Raw genomic sequence first — 16,574 nt, forward strand, 5'->3', positions numbered from 1 at the left:
ACGCTGACCCATCTCGAACTCAGTTGTGAAACGCTGTTGCGGCAAAGATAGTTGGAGGGTTGCCTCCTGCAAAAATAGCTCGATGCCAGGTTAGTCTTAATCTAAAAACCCCTGCCTATCTTAAATAGGTAGGGGTTTTTAGCAGGGTAAACGCATTAAAATTTTAATCTGGAACGGGTAAATTCCCTGCTGCTTGTGGTGTTTACAAAAAGCGGGAATGGGATCCGAAGGCAAAATAATGTTCAATCTGGGAAATGTTCTGGAGTTGGTCAATCACCGACTCAATGATGGCCCGCCGCTGGAGCAGCAATCTTCGGTGATTCACCACTAGGTGCAGTTTGAAGTCAAAGAACCAATCCACCGAGGTTTTAACCCCCCGCCTGCCAAGCCATCAAACACCTTCTATGCTTTGATGTGGCAGTTATGGCAAACCTTGAGGCTGGTGGAATCGACAAAGCTGATGCCACTGCACTGGCCGTAGCAGAAGCGCAAGTAGGCACACAAGGGCAACAACACCGAGGGCATCCATTCGACGAAGCGCTTAGATATCAACATCCCGTGTGACTATCGACGCATTGTTCGGGAGTCTGTGCGCTCCAACTTAGCTGCTCCTTTGTTCTCTCTTTCACCAACTGCGTAAGTCCTGTCAATATGCACTGGGTTCGATAAAACCAAGACTTCAGTGATTTTGCCACGCTTGGTTGCTTGGGAGTTAATGTTTCTGGAGGCTGAGATCGTCAGAATGCGAAAATCGCGATACAGCTCTCGAATAAAATCACAATCGGAATTCGAGAGCATCACTTGAACTCCCCGTTGAGTCAATTCGGCAAAGACCTCTCTGAGTTGCACTTGATCGGCGGCTGTAAACGTCGAGCGACTATAGCCAGTGAAGCTACTGGTCGGATTGAGGGGATAGTAGGGCGGATCAAAATAAACAAAGTCTTGGGGGCCGTGAGCGTCTTGCAACACCCTTTCAAACGACCTGACTTCAAGAGTCACCGATCGCAACGCCAAGGAAACAGCACGGAGTAAATTGGGATCATAAACTTTGGGGTTTTGATAACGCCCTAAGGGGACATTAAACTCCCCCTTAGAATTTTCTCGATAAAGACCATTAAAACAAGTTTTATTGAGATAAATCAGCCGAGCGGCTCGCTCTATTTCTGATAAATCCCCTAGGGAACGAATGTGATAGTAGTAAGTCGGGCTATGATTTTTTTGGTGCTGTTCCAGGTGTAAAATTAACATCTCTACCTGGTTACGGACACAACAATAAACATTGACTAATTCAGGATTAATATCCGTCAGAACAGCCGCCTGAGGTTGGAGATGAAAGAAAATTGCACCTCCTCCAATAAACGGTTCATAGTAGGTGCGGTAAGTCTCAGGGGCAGGGAAATGGGGTAGGTACTGGGAAATCAGTTGACTCTTCCCGCCTGCCCACTTGAGAAATGGGCGGGCGAGCATCTCAAAGGGAGCATTGGCGACCATTGAAGCGGGGGGTAATTTCATTGGATCGTCTGATTTCTCCTATAATAGCTGGAGCTACAACTCCCGTATATCAATGAGTGGTTGGGAAACGTCATGAGAGATCTCCTGGAAAATATATCTCGCTTCCCTAAGTTTTTCATCCTGATTATTCTAGGGGTATTTGCCAACCTCCTGAAGCCACTGTCTCCTTTGATGCAACGCCCTGTGACAGCGATCGCCGTCGTCGGTTTGCTTGTAGCGGGTTTAACCTTCCTGACCCTGACCTTACAGGCGATGCTGGGACGAACTCAGGTTTAAAAAGATTTTGTCCCCTCAGATTTTCAACTCTAAGGAAAGGTAGGATTTATGGCTACCAGTCGTCGGGTTGCCCGTGTCGCTGAGTTAATTCGGCGCGAAGTCAGTCAAATGTTACTGGCTGATATCAAAGATGATCGGGTGGGTGCTGGCATGGTTAGCGTCACTGATGTCAATGTTTCGGGCGACTTACAGTACGCTAAAATTTTTGTCAGCATTTACGGCACCGATGAGGCGAAAGCCGAAACCATGGCGGGACTCAAATCAGCGACGGGCTATATCCGCAGCGAGTTGGGGCAACGGATTCGGCTGCGCCGCACCCCCGAGGTGGTGTTCTTGGAAGATACCTCCCTGGAACGGGGCAATCGCGTTTTATCGTTACTGAACCAAATTAGCCAGCAGCGCCCCGTGTTACCCATGGATGGGGACAATATGGATGGCGACGAGGAAGAGGGATTGAATGGGGCGACGGAAGCGGGAGTCTCTGAATGGTGAGTCCGACCCAATTGCCCTTACCCGCTTGGGAAAGCCTCTCCCTGCCGGAACAGGTTGCCCAACTGGTTGTCGTCCGGGTCTGTGGCTACATATTTGACCACGAAATTCGTTATCCAGCCTGGGAACCTCCGGCGGCAATCTTGCAACACTGGCTCCAGGATCTGGGGGTAGGGGGTGTGATTCTGTTGGGCGGGAGCGCGGCAGAACTAGCGCTGAGAATCCAGCAACTTCAGGCCTGGGCTAAACTGCCCCTCTTGGTGGCGGCGGATGTGGAGGAAGGGGTGGGACAACGGTTTTCCGGAGCCACTTGGTTTCCACCACCCCTGGCGTTGCAGGCGATCGCCCTGGAAGATCTGAAAAAMGGCGCAATCCTACGCTTACCAGATGGGAGCGATCATCGCAGCCGAATCCCAGGCTGTGGGGTTGAATTGGGTTCTGGCTCCCGTGGTCGATGTCAATAATAACCCGGACAATCCGGTGATTAATGTCCGGGCATTTGCCGAGACTCCGGAGTTGGTGAGTCAACTGACCACCGCCTTTATTCAGGGAGCGCAATCCTATCCGGTTTTGACCACGGCCAAACATTTTCCCGGTCATGGGGATACGGCCGTTGACTCCCATCTTGATCTGCCCGTCCTGTCCCACTCCCCGGAGCGGCTGCGGCAGGTAGAGTTGCCGCCCTTTGCCCAGGCGATCGCGGCGGGAGTGGACACGGTAATGAGTGCTCACCTGCTGATTCCCGCCTTAGACCCCACCTATCCCGCCACCCTTTCCCCCCCCATTCTCACCGGATGTTTGCGGCAACAACTGGGTTTTACCGGGCTGATTGTCACCGATGCCCTGGTGATGGGGGCGATCTCCCATCGTTATGGAGCGGATGAAGCGGCGGTGCTGGCCCTGGAAGCAGGGGCGGATATTTTACTGATGCCCCCCGATCCAGCGGGGGTGATTGAGGCGGTGTGTGCCGCCGTCAAACAGGGACGCCTTACCCCGGAGCGGATTCTGGCTTCCGTGGAACGGGTGTGGCGTGCCAAAACCAAAGTATTCACTCCCCCGACCTCCGATTTTGATCAAGCCCATGACTGGGAACAGATCCCACCCCTACCGCTGCAACTTACCCACCTCGCTCGACCCGAATCCTGGGCGATCGCCGCCGAAATTCTCCAGGATTCCCGCCAAGTGCAACCCGCCCCCCAGCCTTTACAGCGATCACCGGAGATCCCCTTACGCAACCTGGTAATCGTCGATAGCCTGCTGGCGTGTGAGTATCTGGGTAACCATGCCCCAGCGATTTCCCTGCCACACCAACGAGGTTATCAACTCCAAGTAGTCGATAACCACACCCCTGAGGTTCCACTGACCCTAGAGTGGCAGCCACGAGTACTGACCCTGCTACAGTTGTTTATTCGCGGTAATCCTTTCCGAGGCAGTGCTGGGCTGACAGAGCGAGCCTCCGCCTGGTTCGAGTTTTTAGTGCAGACGCAGCAACTGCAAGCCCTGGTGATCTACGGTAGCCCCTACACCCTCCAGCAATTTCTCCCCACCTTACCCGTCGGCATTCCCTACGTCTTTACCTATGGGCAAATGCCCTTGGCGCAAGCCGATGCCCTCCAGGCAATTTTGCCCCGGTAGCTTGGAAGGCTAGTTGTTCATCCACAATAAGCAGCCGCAGTCCTGAGCCTGGGAGTGCTGCAGCTGCTATTGCAAAATGGTCTTAGAAACAATCCGAGTTTTCTTGCGATCGGATTCCGAGAGTTCCTCCCCAGACTGAAGACGGGTAAGGTTCTCCTGCAAGACCGTCGCTGCATTTTTATCTCCCATTTGTAAGGCAGTTTTGGCGGCCATCTGTAACATCGTCACAGCACCCGAGCGATCGCCCTGCTGGAGCTTGCTCTCGGCAATTTGGGTCTGACGATATTTCGCCAAGGCCAGAATGTACTGCTGCACCTGAGGATCCAGGGCAGGTTGATAGGCTGAGAGTACCTGGGTGGTGACGGTGAGCATCTCCGAGCGCAGACTTGTCCCGGACACCGGGTCACTGTAGCGTACCCGAAGTTTCGCGATCGCCTGCTGTCCCTCCGGCAGTTTACTAATGTAAAGATTTGCCAGGATCACTCGGGGCGCATCCGTCATCAAATCTCCCAAGCGCACACTCAGCCATTCGGCCTCGGGTTGAACGGTTAATTCGATCGCATCGGGGGCAACCTGGGCAATGGGCTTGAGTTCAGCTAACCGTACCTGGGGTGCCAAGGCCAGAATCAAGTGAGCATTGGTGAGCCCAACCGCCTGTGCTCGTTGGAACAACCGTCCGAAGGCATCCACCGCCGCCCCTGGGTGTTGAATATAGGTGAGACTGCCATTGCCAGCATCGGCAATCTGCTCCAGCAAATCTTGATTCCAACTATCGCCAAACCCCAGCATATTCAGGGTCAAGTTATAGCCCGATGCCAGTTGCGCCAACTTCAGACAGCGGTTGTTATCCCCATGTTCATTCTCACCATCGGTGAGCAGGAAAAGTTGGGAAACGGCTTCCTTTTTCCCCTTGGAAAGTTCCTCAATACCCAGCCGCAGTCCCTCATCGATCGCGGTGCCACCATTGGCCTGGAGCTGATTGATCTGTGCCTTCACACTGACGGGATTGTCAATCAGCTGGTTAGAAACCAACACCTTGGCCTTGTGATCGAAGCCCACAATTGAGATGCGATCGCCCGGTGAGAGGCGTTCCACGAGGCGCTGGGCCGCCTGTTTGACCGTCTCTAGGGGTTGTCCTTTCATCGAACCACTGTGATCGAGCACTAGACAGAGGTTCAAGGGTACGGAGGGATCGGAGATATCTGGAACGGCCGAAATGGAAATTGCCAGTTGCCGTTGACTACTCCCTTGATTAGCATCCAGGTTGGTATCACTCAGGGCAGACTGTAAACCAACTTTCATCTTCGTGAACTCCTAGCAGGCAAAGAACAGGGCACAGGGGATGCAATTGAAAGACAGCGGTTCCAGGATCAGCCCAAAACTGGACAAGCCTAATGGCTAGTTTATCTACAAACATCGAGCAACTGACAAGGGAATCGGGGGAACTGACGGTCAGGAAGGGGGCGATGGCCCTTGGTGTTGCCGTTCCTCTGGTGCTAGAGGACTCTCCCAGCATTGCCAGAGTCAGTCATCTAACCTAGGGTCACGCTACCATGTTCAAAAGAGTGCCATCCTGATCCGGCTATTCGTCAAGTCACCCCACAATATGGATTCACCCGTTCAAGCTGTTCAATCTCCCTACTCCTATGGGGATAGCTATTACCGAACTCCACCCCCAGACTTGCCCTCTTTGCTCTTGAAGGAGCGCATCATCTACTTGGGGTTACCTCTGTTTTCCTCCGATGAAATTAAGCAGCAATTGGGGGTTGATGTCACTGAGTTAATCATTGCCCAGCTGTTGTACTTGCAATACGACGATCCCGAAAAGCCGATCTCGATCTATATCAACTCCACCGGCACCTCCTGGTATACCGGAGATTCTGTGGGCTTTGAAACGGAAGCCTTTGCCATCTGCGACACCATCAATTACATCAAGCCGCCGGTTCATACCATCTGTTTGGGGCAGGCGATGGGTACCGCAGCCATGATCCTGTCATCCGGTACCAAGGGCTGCCGAGCCAGCCTTCCCCACGCCACGATTGTCTTACACCAAGCTCGCACGGGGTTTCGAGGGCAGGCTACCGATATTCAAATTCAGGCCAAGGAAGTCCTAGCCAACAAGGCTGCCATCTCCACCATTTTTGCCAAAAATACCGGACAAACTCCGGAGAAAGTTGCCAAGGATATGGAGCGGATGCTCTACATGACTCCCCTACAAGCGCAGGAATACGGCTTAATTGACCGGGTTTTGGAGAATGCCAAAGACCTACCGAAAGCCGTCGCCGCCCTGAGTAGTTAAGTCAGCATCATTCACACCTCGCAAGGAAAAACGTCATGCCCATTGGTATTCCCAGAGTCCCCCACCGCTTTCCAGGGGAGCCCTACACACAGTGGATTAACATCTACGAGCGTCTTGCCCTAGAGCGCATTATTTTCCTCAGTGGAGAAGTCACCGATGGCATGGCCAATGCGATCATCGCCCGCCTCCTCTACATGGACTCCGACGATCAAACCAAGGACATTTTCATCTATATCAACTCCCCCGGTGGGTCTGTGACAGCTGGGATGGCAATCTATGACACGATGCAACACATCAAATCGGAGGTGGTCACCATCTGTGTTGGCTTAGCAGCTTCCATGGGTTCGTTTTTGCTCATGGCAGGCAGCAAAGGCAAGCGACTAGCCCTCCCCCACTCCCGGATTATGATCCACCAACCCTCCGGAGGGACTCGGTGTCAGGCCAGTGACATTGAAATCGAAGCCCGCGAAATTCTGCGGATTCGTAAAGAACTCAATGGTATCTACGCCGAACGCACGGGGCAGCCAATCGAGCGGATTCAAAAAGATATGGATCGGGACTATTTCCTCTCACCCTACGAAGCCAAAGAGTATGGTCTGATTGACCGGGTGATTGAAGATCGCACCTCATAAGACGGTGAATTTTAGGTGTATCTTGGGAACACTGCCATCACAGTCTTATTAACTAGTGGCAGAATTGTTAGGTAATTCTGCCATTTTCGATTGCAATGAATCTTGCAGACTGTTATCAACTGCTAGAGCTAAAGGTCGGAGCATCGTTTGCGGACATCAAAGCATCCTATCGACGGCTGGCCCGTCAATATCATCCAGATGTCAATCAAAACGACCACCAAGCCAAAGAAAAATTCATTGCGCTTGCAGAGGCGTATCAATATCTCCTGCGGTTTGCCCAGCCATCAGAGACACCAATGCCTGGGTCCTCCAAGCAGCCTGCGGTGTCAACACCCCACCGTCCCCCCACGAAGGTGCGCGTCACCACCCAGGCCAAACCTACAACTGCTGAGCAGGCCAATCTGTCAGCTTTAGAGAATCAACTGAAGCAGAGTTCCTATCAACAACTGCAATACCTCTTGAAAAGTCAACGCTTCCCCCGGGCGATCGCCCTGATTGAAGGCTTAGCCCAACGACTGCCGCAAGACCCAGAGGTTCGCCAGTGGCAGGCGATTACCTATCAACGATTAGGGCGCTACCTTGTCAGTCAGCGGCAACTGGATAAGGCCAGAATTTATTTAAAAAAGGCCCTACGCACCGATCCCCATAACCGATCTCTCTGGGCAGAAGTGGAGCAGGACTTTCGGCGTATTGAACAGGTGTACTAGGACGCTACTGGAACCCGGCTTTAACGGTTGTCGATTCTCCTGGGCGTTGTTGCCGAGATTAGCGACGCAAAATATCTGGTAACAGCCCTTTGGCTGCCATCCAGTCTTGGTTATAGAGTCGCGACTGGTAGCGAGATCCCCCATCACAGAGCACCGTCACAATCCTATGTCCCGGCCCCATTTCCTTGGCTAAGGTGAGTGCTGCTGCCACATTGATGCCAACCGATCCCCCCATAAATAACCCCTCGTCATAGAGCAATTGGTAGAGGACGTGCACACAGGTTGGGTCATCAACCTGGATTGCATCATCGGTGGGCACCCCGACCATATTGGCGGTGATCCGACTATTGCCTATACCCTCGGTGATCGAACTACCCTCCAATTTAATCTCACCCGTCTTCACATAACTGTAGAGGGCACTGCCCATGGGATCGGCAACCACACATTGGATGGTAGGATTTCGCTCCTTCAAAAATAGGGCGACACCGGCATAGGTACCGCCGGTCCCCGTGGCAGCTACCCAGGCATCCACCTTGCCATCAGTCTGCTGCCAAATTTCCGGCCCCGTGGTTTCGTAATGGGCACGACGGTTGGCGAGATTATCAAACTGATTGGCCCACACCGCATTTGGCAATTCCGCCGCAATTCGACCCGATAGCTTTACATAGTTATTAGGGTCTTTGTAGGGTACAGCAGGAACGGTGCGAACTTCTGCGCCGAGGGTTCTCAGGAGATCAATTTTTTCTTGCGACTGGGTATCCGGAATAATGATCAGGCACTTGTAGCCCTTGGCGTTGCAAATGTGAGCTAAACCAATGCCCGTATTACCGGCAGTTCCTTCGACAACAGTGCCTCCCGGTTGTAGTAAGTCGCGTTCTTCAGCATCTTGAATCATATAGAGGGCAGCGCGGTCTTTTACCGAACCACCAGGATTCATGAACTCTGCTTTGCCGAGGATTTCACACCCAGTTGCCTCACTCAACCGATTCAGTCGAATCAGCGGGGTGTTACCCACAGTAGCCACAAATCCACGTTTAATATCCATGCGCTGAAAACTACTAGAGTAGGTCTCTATTATGATACCGACTTGCTGGACTTCAATATTCACAAGGACTTGGGATTGTGACCAGGCAGATAAAACCAGATGACTTTGTCAATGTCCTGACAATTAGACTGTAATTGAGAAGCATCTGAAGTTGAAGGAGGCTCATTGAGTCTAAATATCCTCAAGGATAATTCTCAGTCTTGGTTTAGTCGTCTGTTTAGCCATTGGCGCGGCGATTTGTCGGGAGGGCTAACCGCAGCGGTGGTAGCGCTGCCGTTGGCACTGGCATTTGCGGTGGCGAGTGGCGTGGAACCAAAAGCTGGACTGTATACGGCAATTGTGGCGGGGATTGTAGCAGCTGTGTTTGGCGGGTCTCCGGTGCAAATTACAGGACCAACGGGGGCAATGGCTGTTATTTTGGTGGGCATTGTTGCGAAGTACGGCATTGAGAAGGTTTGGATTGCTGGGGTGATGGCGGGCATTATCCAGGTGGCGTTGGGTGCTGCTAGGTTGGGCAGGCTGGTCAAATTTATTCCCTATCCAGTGACGGCAGGCTTTACCAATGGCATTGCCATCATTATTTTTTTCGGTCAGCTGAATAATTTTTTTGGGCTACAGCTGCCACGTAGTGATCATTTCCTGCCGGGATTATGGACAACGGCCATCCATTGGGAAAATATCAATGGGGCTGCGATGGGGCTGGCTGGATTCGTCATTCTCACTCAGCTATTTTGGTCTCGCGTGACGACGATTGTTCCTGGCTCTCTGGTGGGGTTGATTCTGGCTACCGCGATCGCCACTTTCTGGCATCTGGATGTGCCAACCATTGGCGTCATTCCCCAGTCTTTGCCAACACTCCAGGCCATTCCCCACTGGAACGACTTTGGCGTAATTCAAGAGCTAATAAATCCGGCTCTGGCGTTGGCTGCGTTGGGCAGTATTGAGTCTTTGCTGTCGGCGGTGGTGGCGGATGGGATGACGGTCAGCGAAAAACATAACAGCGATCGCGAACTAATCGGCCAGGGATTGGCCAATATCGTGGTGCCGTTTTTTTGGTGGGATTCCGGCCACTGGAGCGATCGCCCGGACGGCGGTGAATGTCCGTGCTGGTGGCAAAACTCGGCTCTCGGGCATGATTCATGGCATTGCTTTGGCGGCGATTATCCTAACCCTGGCTCCTCTCGCAGCGCAGGTTCCGCTGGCGGCGCTGGCTGGGATTTTGATGGTGACAAGTGTGCGGATGATTGAGTGGGAAGCAATCGGGTTACTGCTACGGGCAACCTATGCGGACTTTGGTGTCATGATTCTCACCTGGATGGTCACCATTTGCTTTGACTTGGTACTGGCAGTAGAAGTGGGTTTGATTGCCGCAGGTGCTTTATTCATTAAGCGGATGAGTGAACTGAGTTTGGGTAAGATGCCTGAAACAGAAGTCTTTCCTCCTGGTGTTCCCCTGGAGTTGACGAAGCAAATCGCGGTCTATCGAGTGGATGGGCCTGTTTTCTTCGGAGCCGCTGAACGATTTGCCACATTTCTGCGAGATGAACCGGAAGTGAAGAATCTGGTGCTGCGACTACGGTATGTACCCAATATGGACACCACTGGACTAGTCGCCCTTGAAGATATCTATCGGGATCTTAAGCGCCACGACTGTCGATTGATCTTGAGTGGTTTACAGCCTCAAGTACAGCAACTACTGGAGCGCAGCGGCTTGCTCGAAAAAATTGGTAGAGACAATTGTTTTGATACCACTGATGCCGCTATCCATTCTCTCAGTCCGGAGATCAATAAAATTTCTCCAGTTTCTGTCAATGCTCAAGTTGAGGAGGTGGCTGCCACCCATGATTAAATATTTGCGGTTGCCGATTTCTGGGTTCTTGATCGAGGGCGTATGATCAATGACTCGATAGGCATTGGTTCTAGTCGAAGGCTAGGGGGTGTGGCGTTCATCATCATGGGGCATGAAGAAAAGTTATGACTGGGGATTCTCTGTCATGGCTAGGAACGCTGATTCCAGTTTAAGGCGGCATCGGCGATCGCCTGATCGACGGTCTTTTCCCCCAGCATGGCTGCTTGTAAATTATCGTAGATAGCTTTTTGGAGCTGTTTAATATCCGCCATCGCCGGGATTAACACCCCAGCATCCCTGAGCTGACTGGCACTGACAGCCCTTGCCTTGGCTACCGGAGTGGTCTCACCACTGTTCACAAACTGCACGTAGTCGGTGAGGGCTTTTGTCGTTGAGGGCAGTACATTAGCCGCTTTGGCAAAGGCCAGTTGATTGGCATCATTGGTAATAAACTGGGCAAATGCGATCGCTGCCTCTGGCTGATCCGTGGCTCTGGGAATCACCAGGTTCATCACCGCCACCCCTTTTTTGCCAGTCCTCCCTGTAATTTGGGGTGCGGCAGCAGTGACCTTGGCAATCTGGGGCGCATTGTTGGCAATTTCATTCAGAAATTCTGGCCCTGAAGCCAAAATAGCCGTTTCCCCCGCTTGATAGAGTTCGATCGCCCGTCGATGCCCCTGGGTGAGGGCTTCCTTGGGTAATAGGTCGTTTTGATAGAAATCAACCCAGTACTGAAACACCTGCTTACCTGCTGGGGTATTGAACGCGGCATGTCCCTGGGCATCCACTAAATCAACCCCCATTTGCACAAAGGATTGCAAGACTTCCGTCGAGTCTTCTGGCACAAAAGTGATTAAAAAAGGCATATTTGCCCGTTTTCTGGTGCACCTGCTGGGCAACCTGCGCTAGTTCTCCATAGGTGGCTGGAGGCTTGGACACACCCGCCTGTTTCAGTAACTCCGTGTTATAAAGGGTAACGCGCGTGGTGAGATACCAGGGCAATCCGAAGGTTTTACCATCCAGGGTGCTGGCCTGCCAGATGTTGGGAAAATAGGTTTGACGCACCTCTGGGGGGATTTTGTCATCGAGTTCTAACCAGGCATTTCTCCCGGCCAGCCGTGCCGCAAAGTCAGGATTGAGGTTGACAACATCGGGGGCTGTTTGAGCCGAAACAGCGGTGAGAATCTTACTCTCCATCGCTGTCCAAGGGACATCCACCCAACGAACCCGGATCGGTGGATGCGCCTGTTCAAATTCGGCAATTCGCTGGTTAAAGAAATCGGTAAACTGGGGCTGCAACTGCATCGTCCAAAACTCAACTTCGGGTGCCCCCGCCTGTTGAGAATTTTGAGGAGAGCTACCGGAGCCACAACTGACCATCCAACTCAGCACTAGTCCGAGGAGCGCCAGCACTCCAAATCGCTTCCAGGTTCGCAAGCATCTCATCGTTGGCTTCCAGTTGTACCAAAGGTTCAAGATTTAAGGATAGAGGATTTACGCAAGTCTATGGTGCTACAACCCCAAAGAGAGTTTCCCCGTGTGCGGGTGCGGGAGCATGTGAACCCCCTCAGCGATAAGTATCAAACCCCGATTCAGGCCCCCGATTGGCAGCAGATCTATGCCCAGCCAACCCAACCGTTACATTTGGATATTGGCTGTGGGCGGGGACGATTTCTGCTGCAAATGGCACCCCTCCACCCCGATTGGAATTTCTTGGGTCTGGAAATTCGGGAACCCTTAGTGGCTCAGGCCAACCATTGGTGCCAGGAGTTAGGGCTGAGGAATCTTGCCTACCTGTTCTGCAATGCCAATAACTCCCTGCGTCCACTCCTGGCATCCCTTCCGGTTGCAACGTTGCAGTATGTCACCATTCAGTTCCCCGATCCCTGGTTTAAGCGCCGCCACCAAAAGCGGCGAGTGGTTCAGCCTGAGTTAATTGGCGATTTGGCGGACTACCTGGTGCCAGGGGGATGGTTATTTTTGCAATCGGATGTCATAGATGTGGTAGCCGAAATGCGCGATCGCTGCGTCGAGCATCCTGCTTTTCAGCTCCAGTCCGGTGAGGCTTGGCTGGCAGCAAATCCATTTGCGATCGCCACCGAGCGGGAGACATCAACCTTGTCGCGGGGAGAATCGGTTTACCGGGTGTTACTCCAGCGAATTTGAGTCTGAGCAGTAGAACCGGGGAAAGGGTGCGGTAGGATGAAATCTCTAGCCAATGGCAATGTAAGCAGCAACACATTGATTCATGGAGCTATCATCGCTGCCCACCGAGATAATTCTCACCCACTCTCAGCAAATCCTGGCAAATCTCCAGCTTGACTGGACACCCCAGCCAGGGTCGTATCTGGAACTGGAAGGCAAAACCTATGCCGTTCTGGAACGACATCACCGATACCACCTGAGATCGGGGCGGTATCACCTCCATAAAATTGCCCTCTACGTTCAATCGGCTCCCTGTACCACGGAGAGAAGTCTAGTCGCTGGACGCTGGATAATTGGAGATGCCAGCTGTAAGTTCAGTGCCCATTCCGAGCTATTACGGTGTGCCGTCAATCCAGAAGGGCCCTGTGGGATCAGTGGCCAGGGGTGGCGTTGCCGCTTTTATGAACCCAGGAGTGAAGGACTAGGGAGTACACCAGCGAGCAGTGGCTTGTAGGAGATCGATGACCGAGCAAGTGATGCAGTTGATGATAGAGGCGGGAGGTTCTGATCGGTTCCTGTGCTTGTAGGGTTTAGCCTCCCCCTCTCTCCAGTTTGGTCAGTCAATCAGGGTCGGACTGTACTCAGCAACAACCTTGCGAAAATCATCCCCTTCAATGGTTTCCTGATCCAGCAGCCGATCCACAAGGGCGTCAATCAACGTGCGATGTTCCCGAATTAACTGTCGAGCCCGTTGATGGCAGTAGACGGCAATTCCCCGCACCTGCTGATCAATTTTGGTCGCCATGCCCTCAGAATATTCAGAACGGGGGGTCCAGTCGCGTCCTAAAAAGACTTCGTTGTTGGGGGTTTCTAGAGCCAGAGGGCCAAGGTCAGACATCCCATAACGGGTGACCATTTCACGGGCGAGTTCGGCGACATGCCGGATATCACTGGCTGCCCCAATCGTCACCTCGTCGTAACCAAAAACTTCCTCCTCAGCGGCTCGCCCCCCCAGGGAAATTGTGATCCGATCCAAAATCCAAGCACGGGTATACAGCCCACTATCAATCACTTCCTCATTCGGCAACGGCTGGGCAAACCCACCAATGCCACCCGAACGGGGCAGAATTGTCACTTTATTCAGGGGGTCTGAATTTTTCAGCAAAGTCATCAGCAGCGCGTGACCCACTTCGTGATAGGCAATCAACCGCTTCTTCTTACTATCTAATAGGGGAGTTAATTGCATCCCAATGCTAACGCGGTCAATGGCATCATCAACTTCGGCGGGGGTGATGGCTTCCTTCCGTCTTCGGGCAGTCAAGATCGCCGCTTCGTTAAGTAAATTAGCTAAATCCGCCCCCGAAAATCCCGGTGTTCTCCGGGCAACGGTTTCTAAAGAAACCGTTTCAGAGAGTTTTTTATTCCGAGCATGGACGTCTAAAATCCCCAGCCGCCCCTTATAGCTGGGCAGATCCACCATAATCTGACGGTCAAACCGCCCTGGTCGCAGCAAAGCAGAGTCTAGAACATCAGGGCGGTTGGTTGCAGCAATGACAATAATCCCTGTGTTCCCCTCAAACCCATCCATTTCCGTGAGCAATTGGTTGAGGGTTTGCTCTCGTTCGTCATTGCCCCCCCCAATTCCAGTTCCCCGCTGGCGACCCACGGCATCAATTTCATCAATGAAGATCAGGCACGGCGCATTTTCCTTGGCCTTTTTGAACAAATCCCGCACCCGAGAAGCACCAACCCCTACAAACATTTCCACAAACTCTGAGCCTGAGATGCTGAAAAAAACGGCACCCCCGCTTCTCCAGCGATCGCCTTGGCTAACAGGGTCTTACCTGTACCAGGAGGGCCAATCAACAACACCCCTCTGGGGATGCGGGCACCGACGGAGGTAAAGCGCTCTGGCTTCTTGAGAAAGATGACAACTTCCTGGAGTTCTTCCTTTGCTTCTTCAATTCCGGCCACGTCATCAAACTGAATCCCTGTCTTGGCTTCCATTTGAAACCGGGCTCTTGACTTCCCAAAGTTCATTGCCTGACCTGCCGAACCACTGGAACGTCGCAGAATCAGCATCAACCCCCCAATTAACAAAATCACCAGTAGCAAATTGGCGAGCAGACCCATGAAGGCACCATTATCGGCGGTGGGCTGGACTTCAAAGTCCACCTTACGAGCCGTGAGAACCTGGTAAAGTTCCTGATTTTGGTCAAACAACTCCACTTCTTTAGGGGCAGTATTTTTGGGCTGACCGACTAAGCGAACCCGCGCCACCTGTTGCGCCGGATCGAGTTCCACTCGCTGTACTTCCCCAGCGTCAATCTTTTGCAGCAACTGACTATAGGAGAGACTATTGTCTTGACCGTTGGTAGCGGCAGCAGGGGCTAAAGACATACCGCCTTGCAACAGAACCCAAGCCAACGTCATCATGCCTGCGATCGCCGTTCCTTTAAGAGAAGGGAGGTGTGACTGAGTTCGATTGTGGGAACGTTGCATCATTAAAGACCCTATATCTACGGGGATGAAATCAACAAAGAGTTAGGACGACGTCTGCAATAGCGTTACTTAGAAGCTTGTAGCTCCTCATCCAGTTTAACCTCCCACACCTAATCCACCCATCTCAGCCAAAACTGCCTTTAAAAAAGCGGGTGCATCTGACATCAAAACCAATGTCCTGCGCTGCGTGGGTCGTTTTTACGGATTGGCTGTCTACACTTGCAGCACTGGGTTGAGGATTGCGTCCTGCCTCTACTCTCAGTGCGGTGCATAAAGCGTCATTGATGCACGTCCAGGTACCATCAGCTTCCCAAGCTCGAAAGTAGCTGTAGACACTGTGCCATTTCGGTAAATCGTGGGGCATGGCTCGCCATTTAATCCCATTACTGAGCAAGTAAAAAATCCGATTCAAGACTTCACGCCTATCGAGGCTGCGAGAGCGACCACCCGGTCGAGCCTTGGGAATCAAAGGCTGAAGCAGTTCCCACTGGTCATCCGTCAGGTCAGTATCGTCAGATCCTCATGTCATTTTGGGTCTCACTGAAGACCCTTTTACTATATTTCACCCTTCCCAGCCTGCCCTCATACGCGGCTGCTCAGCTTTTCAAACAGTTTCTTAAAGCAAAGGATAGGTGCAAAACTATTGACCGGCTCTGTAGATCCCAGCAATCATGACATAGCAAGCATGAATTGGTTTCAATTTTGCCCATCCGTAAGGAATTCAATCACATCTAATAGTTTTTGTTTGCCTTTACCAATGATCAGAGGCGGATTTCCATTCCATCTCTCAATGGCTTGTTTTTGTAATATCTCTGGAGTCAAGGTATTTTGAAGTATGCGATTTGCTTCGGCATCTCCTTTGGTTAAATTTACCTTTGCCTCTGCTTCATTTGTTGCTTTGAGTGCGATAAATTCTGCCCGTTTTGCCTCTTGTTCAGCAATTTGCTTGGCTTCTACTGCCTCACTAAAACGCCTAGAAAAGTGGACATGAACCAAGGAGATATCATCAACTTGAATATGATATAGCGTTTTTCAGCCTAGTAGGGCTGGCGAGGTAAGATATAGGAATCCACTGTTAATCTAGATAAACGTGCGCCCATATTCTGAAGACTTGCGGAGAAAAATAGTTGAGAGATACATAGACGGGAAGACCTCTCAACGCAAGCTAGCCGAACAGTTTCATGTAGCATACAGCTTTGTACGCAAACTAACGAAGCAATATCGAGAGACCGGGACTATCCGTCCGAAGCAGCGAACAGAACAAACCCCCAGCAAACTCAGTGCTGAGCATCTGGCTGTGTTGAGTGGCTTAGTTGAGACAAATAATGATGCCACCTTGAGCGAACTGTGTGATCTGTTAGACGAAGCAGTTGGGGTTCGAGTCAGCATAACGACAATGTTTCGGATGCTTCAGAAGCTGAACTTGACCCTTAAAAAAAACACTGCATCCCCCTGAGAAAGAAACTGAGCGAGTTCAACAAAA

12 protein-coding genes and 7 pseudogenes are annotated in these 16,574 nt (G+C 51.9%); 11 read left to right on the forward strand and 8 right to left on the reverse strand.

From position 1 onward, the window contains the following. Positions 1-238: 238 nt before the first annotated feature. Positions 239-543, reverse strand: a pseudogene (locus tag DO97_RS30395) (transposase); the annotation flags it as partial. Positions 544-564: 21 nt separating this feature from the next. Beyond that, on the reverse strand, positions 565-1,512 hold the full coding sequence (locus tag DO97_RS19020) for a DNA adenine methylase (RefSeq protein WP_072016509.1): 948 nt from the start codon (positions 1,510-1,512) through the stop codon (positions 565-567). A gap of 72 nt (positions 1,513-1,584) precedes the next feature. Between DO97_RS19020 and DO97_RS19025 the strand changes: the two genes are divergently transcribed. The 3 genes and pseudogenes from DO97_RS19025 (at position 1,585) to DO97_RS19035 (ending at position 3,912) form a co-directional block, all read left to right on the forward strand. Further along, the gene (locus DO97_RS19025) at positions 1,585-1,788 is read left to right on the forward strand and encodes a DUF751 family protein (RefSeq protein ID WP_036536540.1); all 204 of its coding nucleotides are present in this window, start codon (positions 1,585-1,587) and stop codon (positions 1,786-1,788) included. Positions 1,789-1,836: 48 nt separating this feature from the next. Continuing rightward, complete coding sequence (gene rbfA / locus DO97_RS19030) at positions 1,837-2,280, forward strand: 30S ribosome-binding factor RbfA (protein ID WP_052128969.1); 444 nt, start codon at positions 1,837-1,839, stop codon at positions 2,278-2,280. After that, positions 2,274-3,912 (forward strand): annotated as a pseudogene (locus tag DO97_RS19035) (glycoside hydrolase family 3 N-terminal domain-containing protein). Before rbfA ends, DO97_RS19035 begins: the two are co-directional and overlap by 7 nt. 66 nt (positions 3,913-3,978) lie before the next feature. On the opposite strand, the gene DO97_RS19040 reads toward DO97_RS19035, so the two are convergent. Then, entirely contained in the window at positions 3,979-5,214 is a 1,236-nt protein-coding gene (locus DO97_RS19040) for a vWA domain-containing protein (RefSeq protein WP_036536542.1), read from the reverse strand. Between the two features lie 92 nt (positions 5,215-5,306). Between DO97_RS19040 and DO97_RS24175 the strand changes: the two genes are divergently transcribed. The 4 genes from DO97_RS24175 (at position 5,307) to DO97_RS19055 (ending at position 7,550) form a co-directional block, all read left to right on the forward strand. Further along, the gene (locus DO97_RS24175; protein ID WP_156120675.1) at positions 5,307-5,453 is read left to right on the forward strand and encodes a hypothetical protein; all 147 of its coding nucleotides are present in this window, start codon (positions 5,307-5,309) and stop codon (positions 5,451-5,453) included. A gap of 65 nt (positions 5,454-5,518) precedes the next feature. Then, positions 5,519-6,211: an ATP-dependent Clp protease proteolytic subunit gene (locus tag DO97_RS19045; RefSeq protein ID WP_036536544.1), complete on the forward strand. Its 693-nt coding sequence runs from the start codon at positions 5,519-5,521 to the stop codon at positions 6,209-6,211. Between the two features lie 35 nt (positions 6,212-6,246). Continuing rightward, positions 6,247-6,843: an ATP-dependent Clp protease proteolytic subunit gene (locus tag DO97_RS19050; RefSeq protein ID WP_036536548.1), complete on the forward strand. Its 597-nt coding sequence runs from the start codon at positions 6,247-6,249 to the stop codon at positions 6,841-6,843. A 95-nt stretch (positions 6,844-6,938) separates the two neighbouring features. Further along, positions 6,939-7,550, forward strand: a complete 612-nt coding sequence (locus DO97_RS19055; protein WP_036536551.1) for a J domain-containing protein — start codon at positions 6,939-6,941, stop codon at positions 7,548-7,550. Between the two features lie 58 nt (positions 7,551-7,608). Here DO97_RS19055 and DO97_RS19060 read toward each other — a convergent pair whose 3' ends face one another. Next, the gene (locus DO97_RS19060) at positions 7,609-8,595 is read right to left on the reverse strand and encodes a cysteine synthase A (protein WP_036536553.1); all 987 of its coding nucleotides are present in this window, start codon (positions 8,593-8,595) and stop codon (positions 7,609-7,611) included. A 177-nt stretch (positions 8,596-8,772) separates the two neighbouring features. On the opposite strand from DO97_RS19060, the pseudogene DO97_RS31505 reads away from it, so the two are divergent. Continuing rightward, positions 8,773-10,444, forward strand: a pseudogene (locus DO97_RS31505) (SulP family inorganic anion transporter). 149 nt (positions 10,445-10,593) lie between these two features. Here DO97_RS31505 and DO97_RS31510 read toward each other — a convergent pair. Continuing rightward, positions 10,594-11,890 (reverse strand): annotated as a pseudogene (locus DO97_RS31510) (ABC transporter substrate-binding protein). Between the two features lie 60 nt (positions 11,891-11,950). Between DO97_RS31510 and trmB the strand changes: the two are divergent. Beyond that, the gene (gene trmB, locus DO97_RS19075) at positions 11,951-12,610 is read left to right on the forward strand and encodes a tRNA (guanosine(46)-N7)-methyltransferase TrmB (RefSeq protein WP_036536555.1); all 660 of its coding nucleotides are present in this window, start codon (positions 11,951-11,953) and stop codon (positions 12,608-12,610) included. Between the two features lie 82 nt (positions 12,611-12,692). Continuing rightward, on the forward strand, positions 12,693-13,103 hold the full coding sequence (locus DO97_RS19080; protein WP_036536557.1) for a DUF6464 family protein: 411 nt from the start codon (positions 12,693-12,695) through the stop codon (positions 13,101-13,103). Between the two features lie 102 nt (positions 13,104-13,205). On the opposite strand, the pseudogene ftsH reads toward DO97_RS19080, so the two are convergent. The 3 pseudogenes from ftsH to DO97_RS19095 all read right to left on the reverse strand — a co-directional run. Further along, positions 13,206-15,025, reverse strand: a pseudogene (gene ftsH, locus DO97_RS19085) (ATP-dependent zinc metalloprotease FtsH). A 229-nt stretch (positions 15,026-15,254) separates the two neighbouring features. Continuing rightward, a pseudogene (locus DO97_RS19090) lies at positions 15,255-15,593 on the reverse strand (transposase); the annotation flags it as partial. 194 nt (positions 15,594-15,787) lie between these two features. Continuing rightward, positions 15,788-16,114: pseudogene (locus DO97_RS19095) on the reverse strand (prohibitin family protein); the annotation flags it as partial. A 67-nt stretch (positions 16,115-16,181) separates the two neighbouring features. Here DO97_RS19095 and DO97_RS30400 point away from each other — a divergent pair. Further along, positions 16,182-16,547, forward strand: coding sequence for a helix-turn-helix domain-containing protein (locus DO97_RS30400; RefSeq protein WP_036536559.1), 366 nt, complete (start codon positions 16,182-16,184; stop codon positions 16,545-16,547). The last annotated feature ends 27 nt before the right edge of the window (positions 16,548-16,574 follow it).

It is taken from the genome of Neosynechococcus sphagnicola sy1 (assembly GCF_000775285.1).
In the GTDB taxonomy this organism is placed as follows: domain Bacteria; phylum Cyanobacteriota; class Cyanobacteriia; order Neosynechococcales; family Neosynechococcaceae; genus Neosynechococcus; species Neosynechococcus sphagnicola.

What these genes read in the sequence shown, in the direction of transcription:
- trmB (WP_036536555.1), top strand. Translation starts at nt 11,951, where the DNA reads ATGGTGCTACAACCCCAAAGAGAGTTTCCCCGTGTGCGGGTGCGGGAG.
- DO97_RS19080 (WP_036536557.1), top strand. Translation starts at nt 12,693, where the DNA reads ATGGAGCTATCATCGCTGCCCACCGAGATAATTCTCACCCACTCTCAG.
- DO97_RS19050 (WP_036536548.1), top strand. Translation starts at nt 6,247, where the DNA reads ATGCCCATTGGTATTCCCAGAGTCCCCCACCGCTTTCCAGGGGAGCCC.
- rbfA (WP_052128969.1), top strand. Translation starts at nt 1,837, where the DNA reads ATGGCTACCAGTCGTCGGGTTGCCCGTGTCGCTGAGTTAATTCGGCGC.
- DO97_RS24175 (WP_156120675.1), top strand. Translation starts at nt 5,307, where the DNA reads ATGGCTAGTTTATCTACAAACATCGAGCAACTGACAAGGGAATCGGGG.
- DO97_RS19045 (WP_036536544.1), top strand. Translation starts at nt 5,519, where the DNA reads ATGGATTCACCCGTTCAAGCTGTTCAATCTCCCTACTCCTATGGGGAT.
- DO97_RS19025 (WP_036536540.1), top strand. Translation starts at nt 1,585, where the DNA reads ATGAGAGATCTCCTGGAAAATATATCTCGCTTCCCTAAGTTTTTCATC.
- DO97_RS19040 (WP_036536542.1), bottom strand. Translation starts at nt 5,214, where the DNA reads ATGAAAGTTGGTTTACAGTCTGCCCTGAGTGATACCAACCTGGATGCT.
- DO97_RS19055 (WP_036536551.1), top strand. Translation starts at nt 6,939, where the DNA reads ATGAATCTTGCAGACTGTTATCAACTGCTAGAGCTAAAGGTCGGAGCA.
- DO97_RS19060 (WP_036536553.1), bottom strand. Translation starts at nt 8,595, where the DNA reads ATGGATATTAAACGTGGATTTGTGGCTACTGTGGGTAACACCCCGCTG.
- DO97_RS19020 (WP_072016509.1), bottom strand. Translation starts at nt 1,512, where the DNA reads ATGAAATTACCCCCCGCTTCAATGGTCGCCAATGCTCCCTTTGAGATG.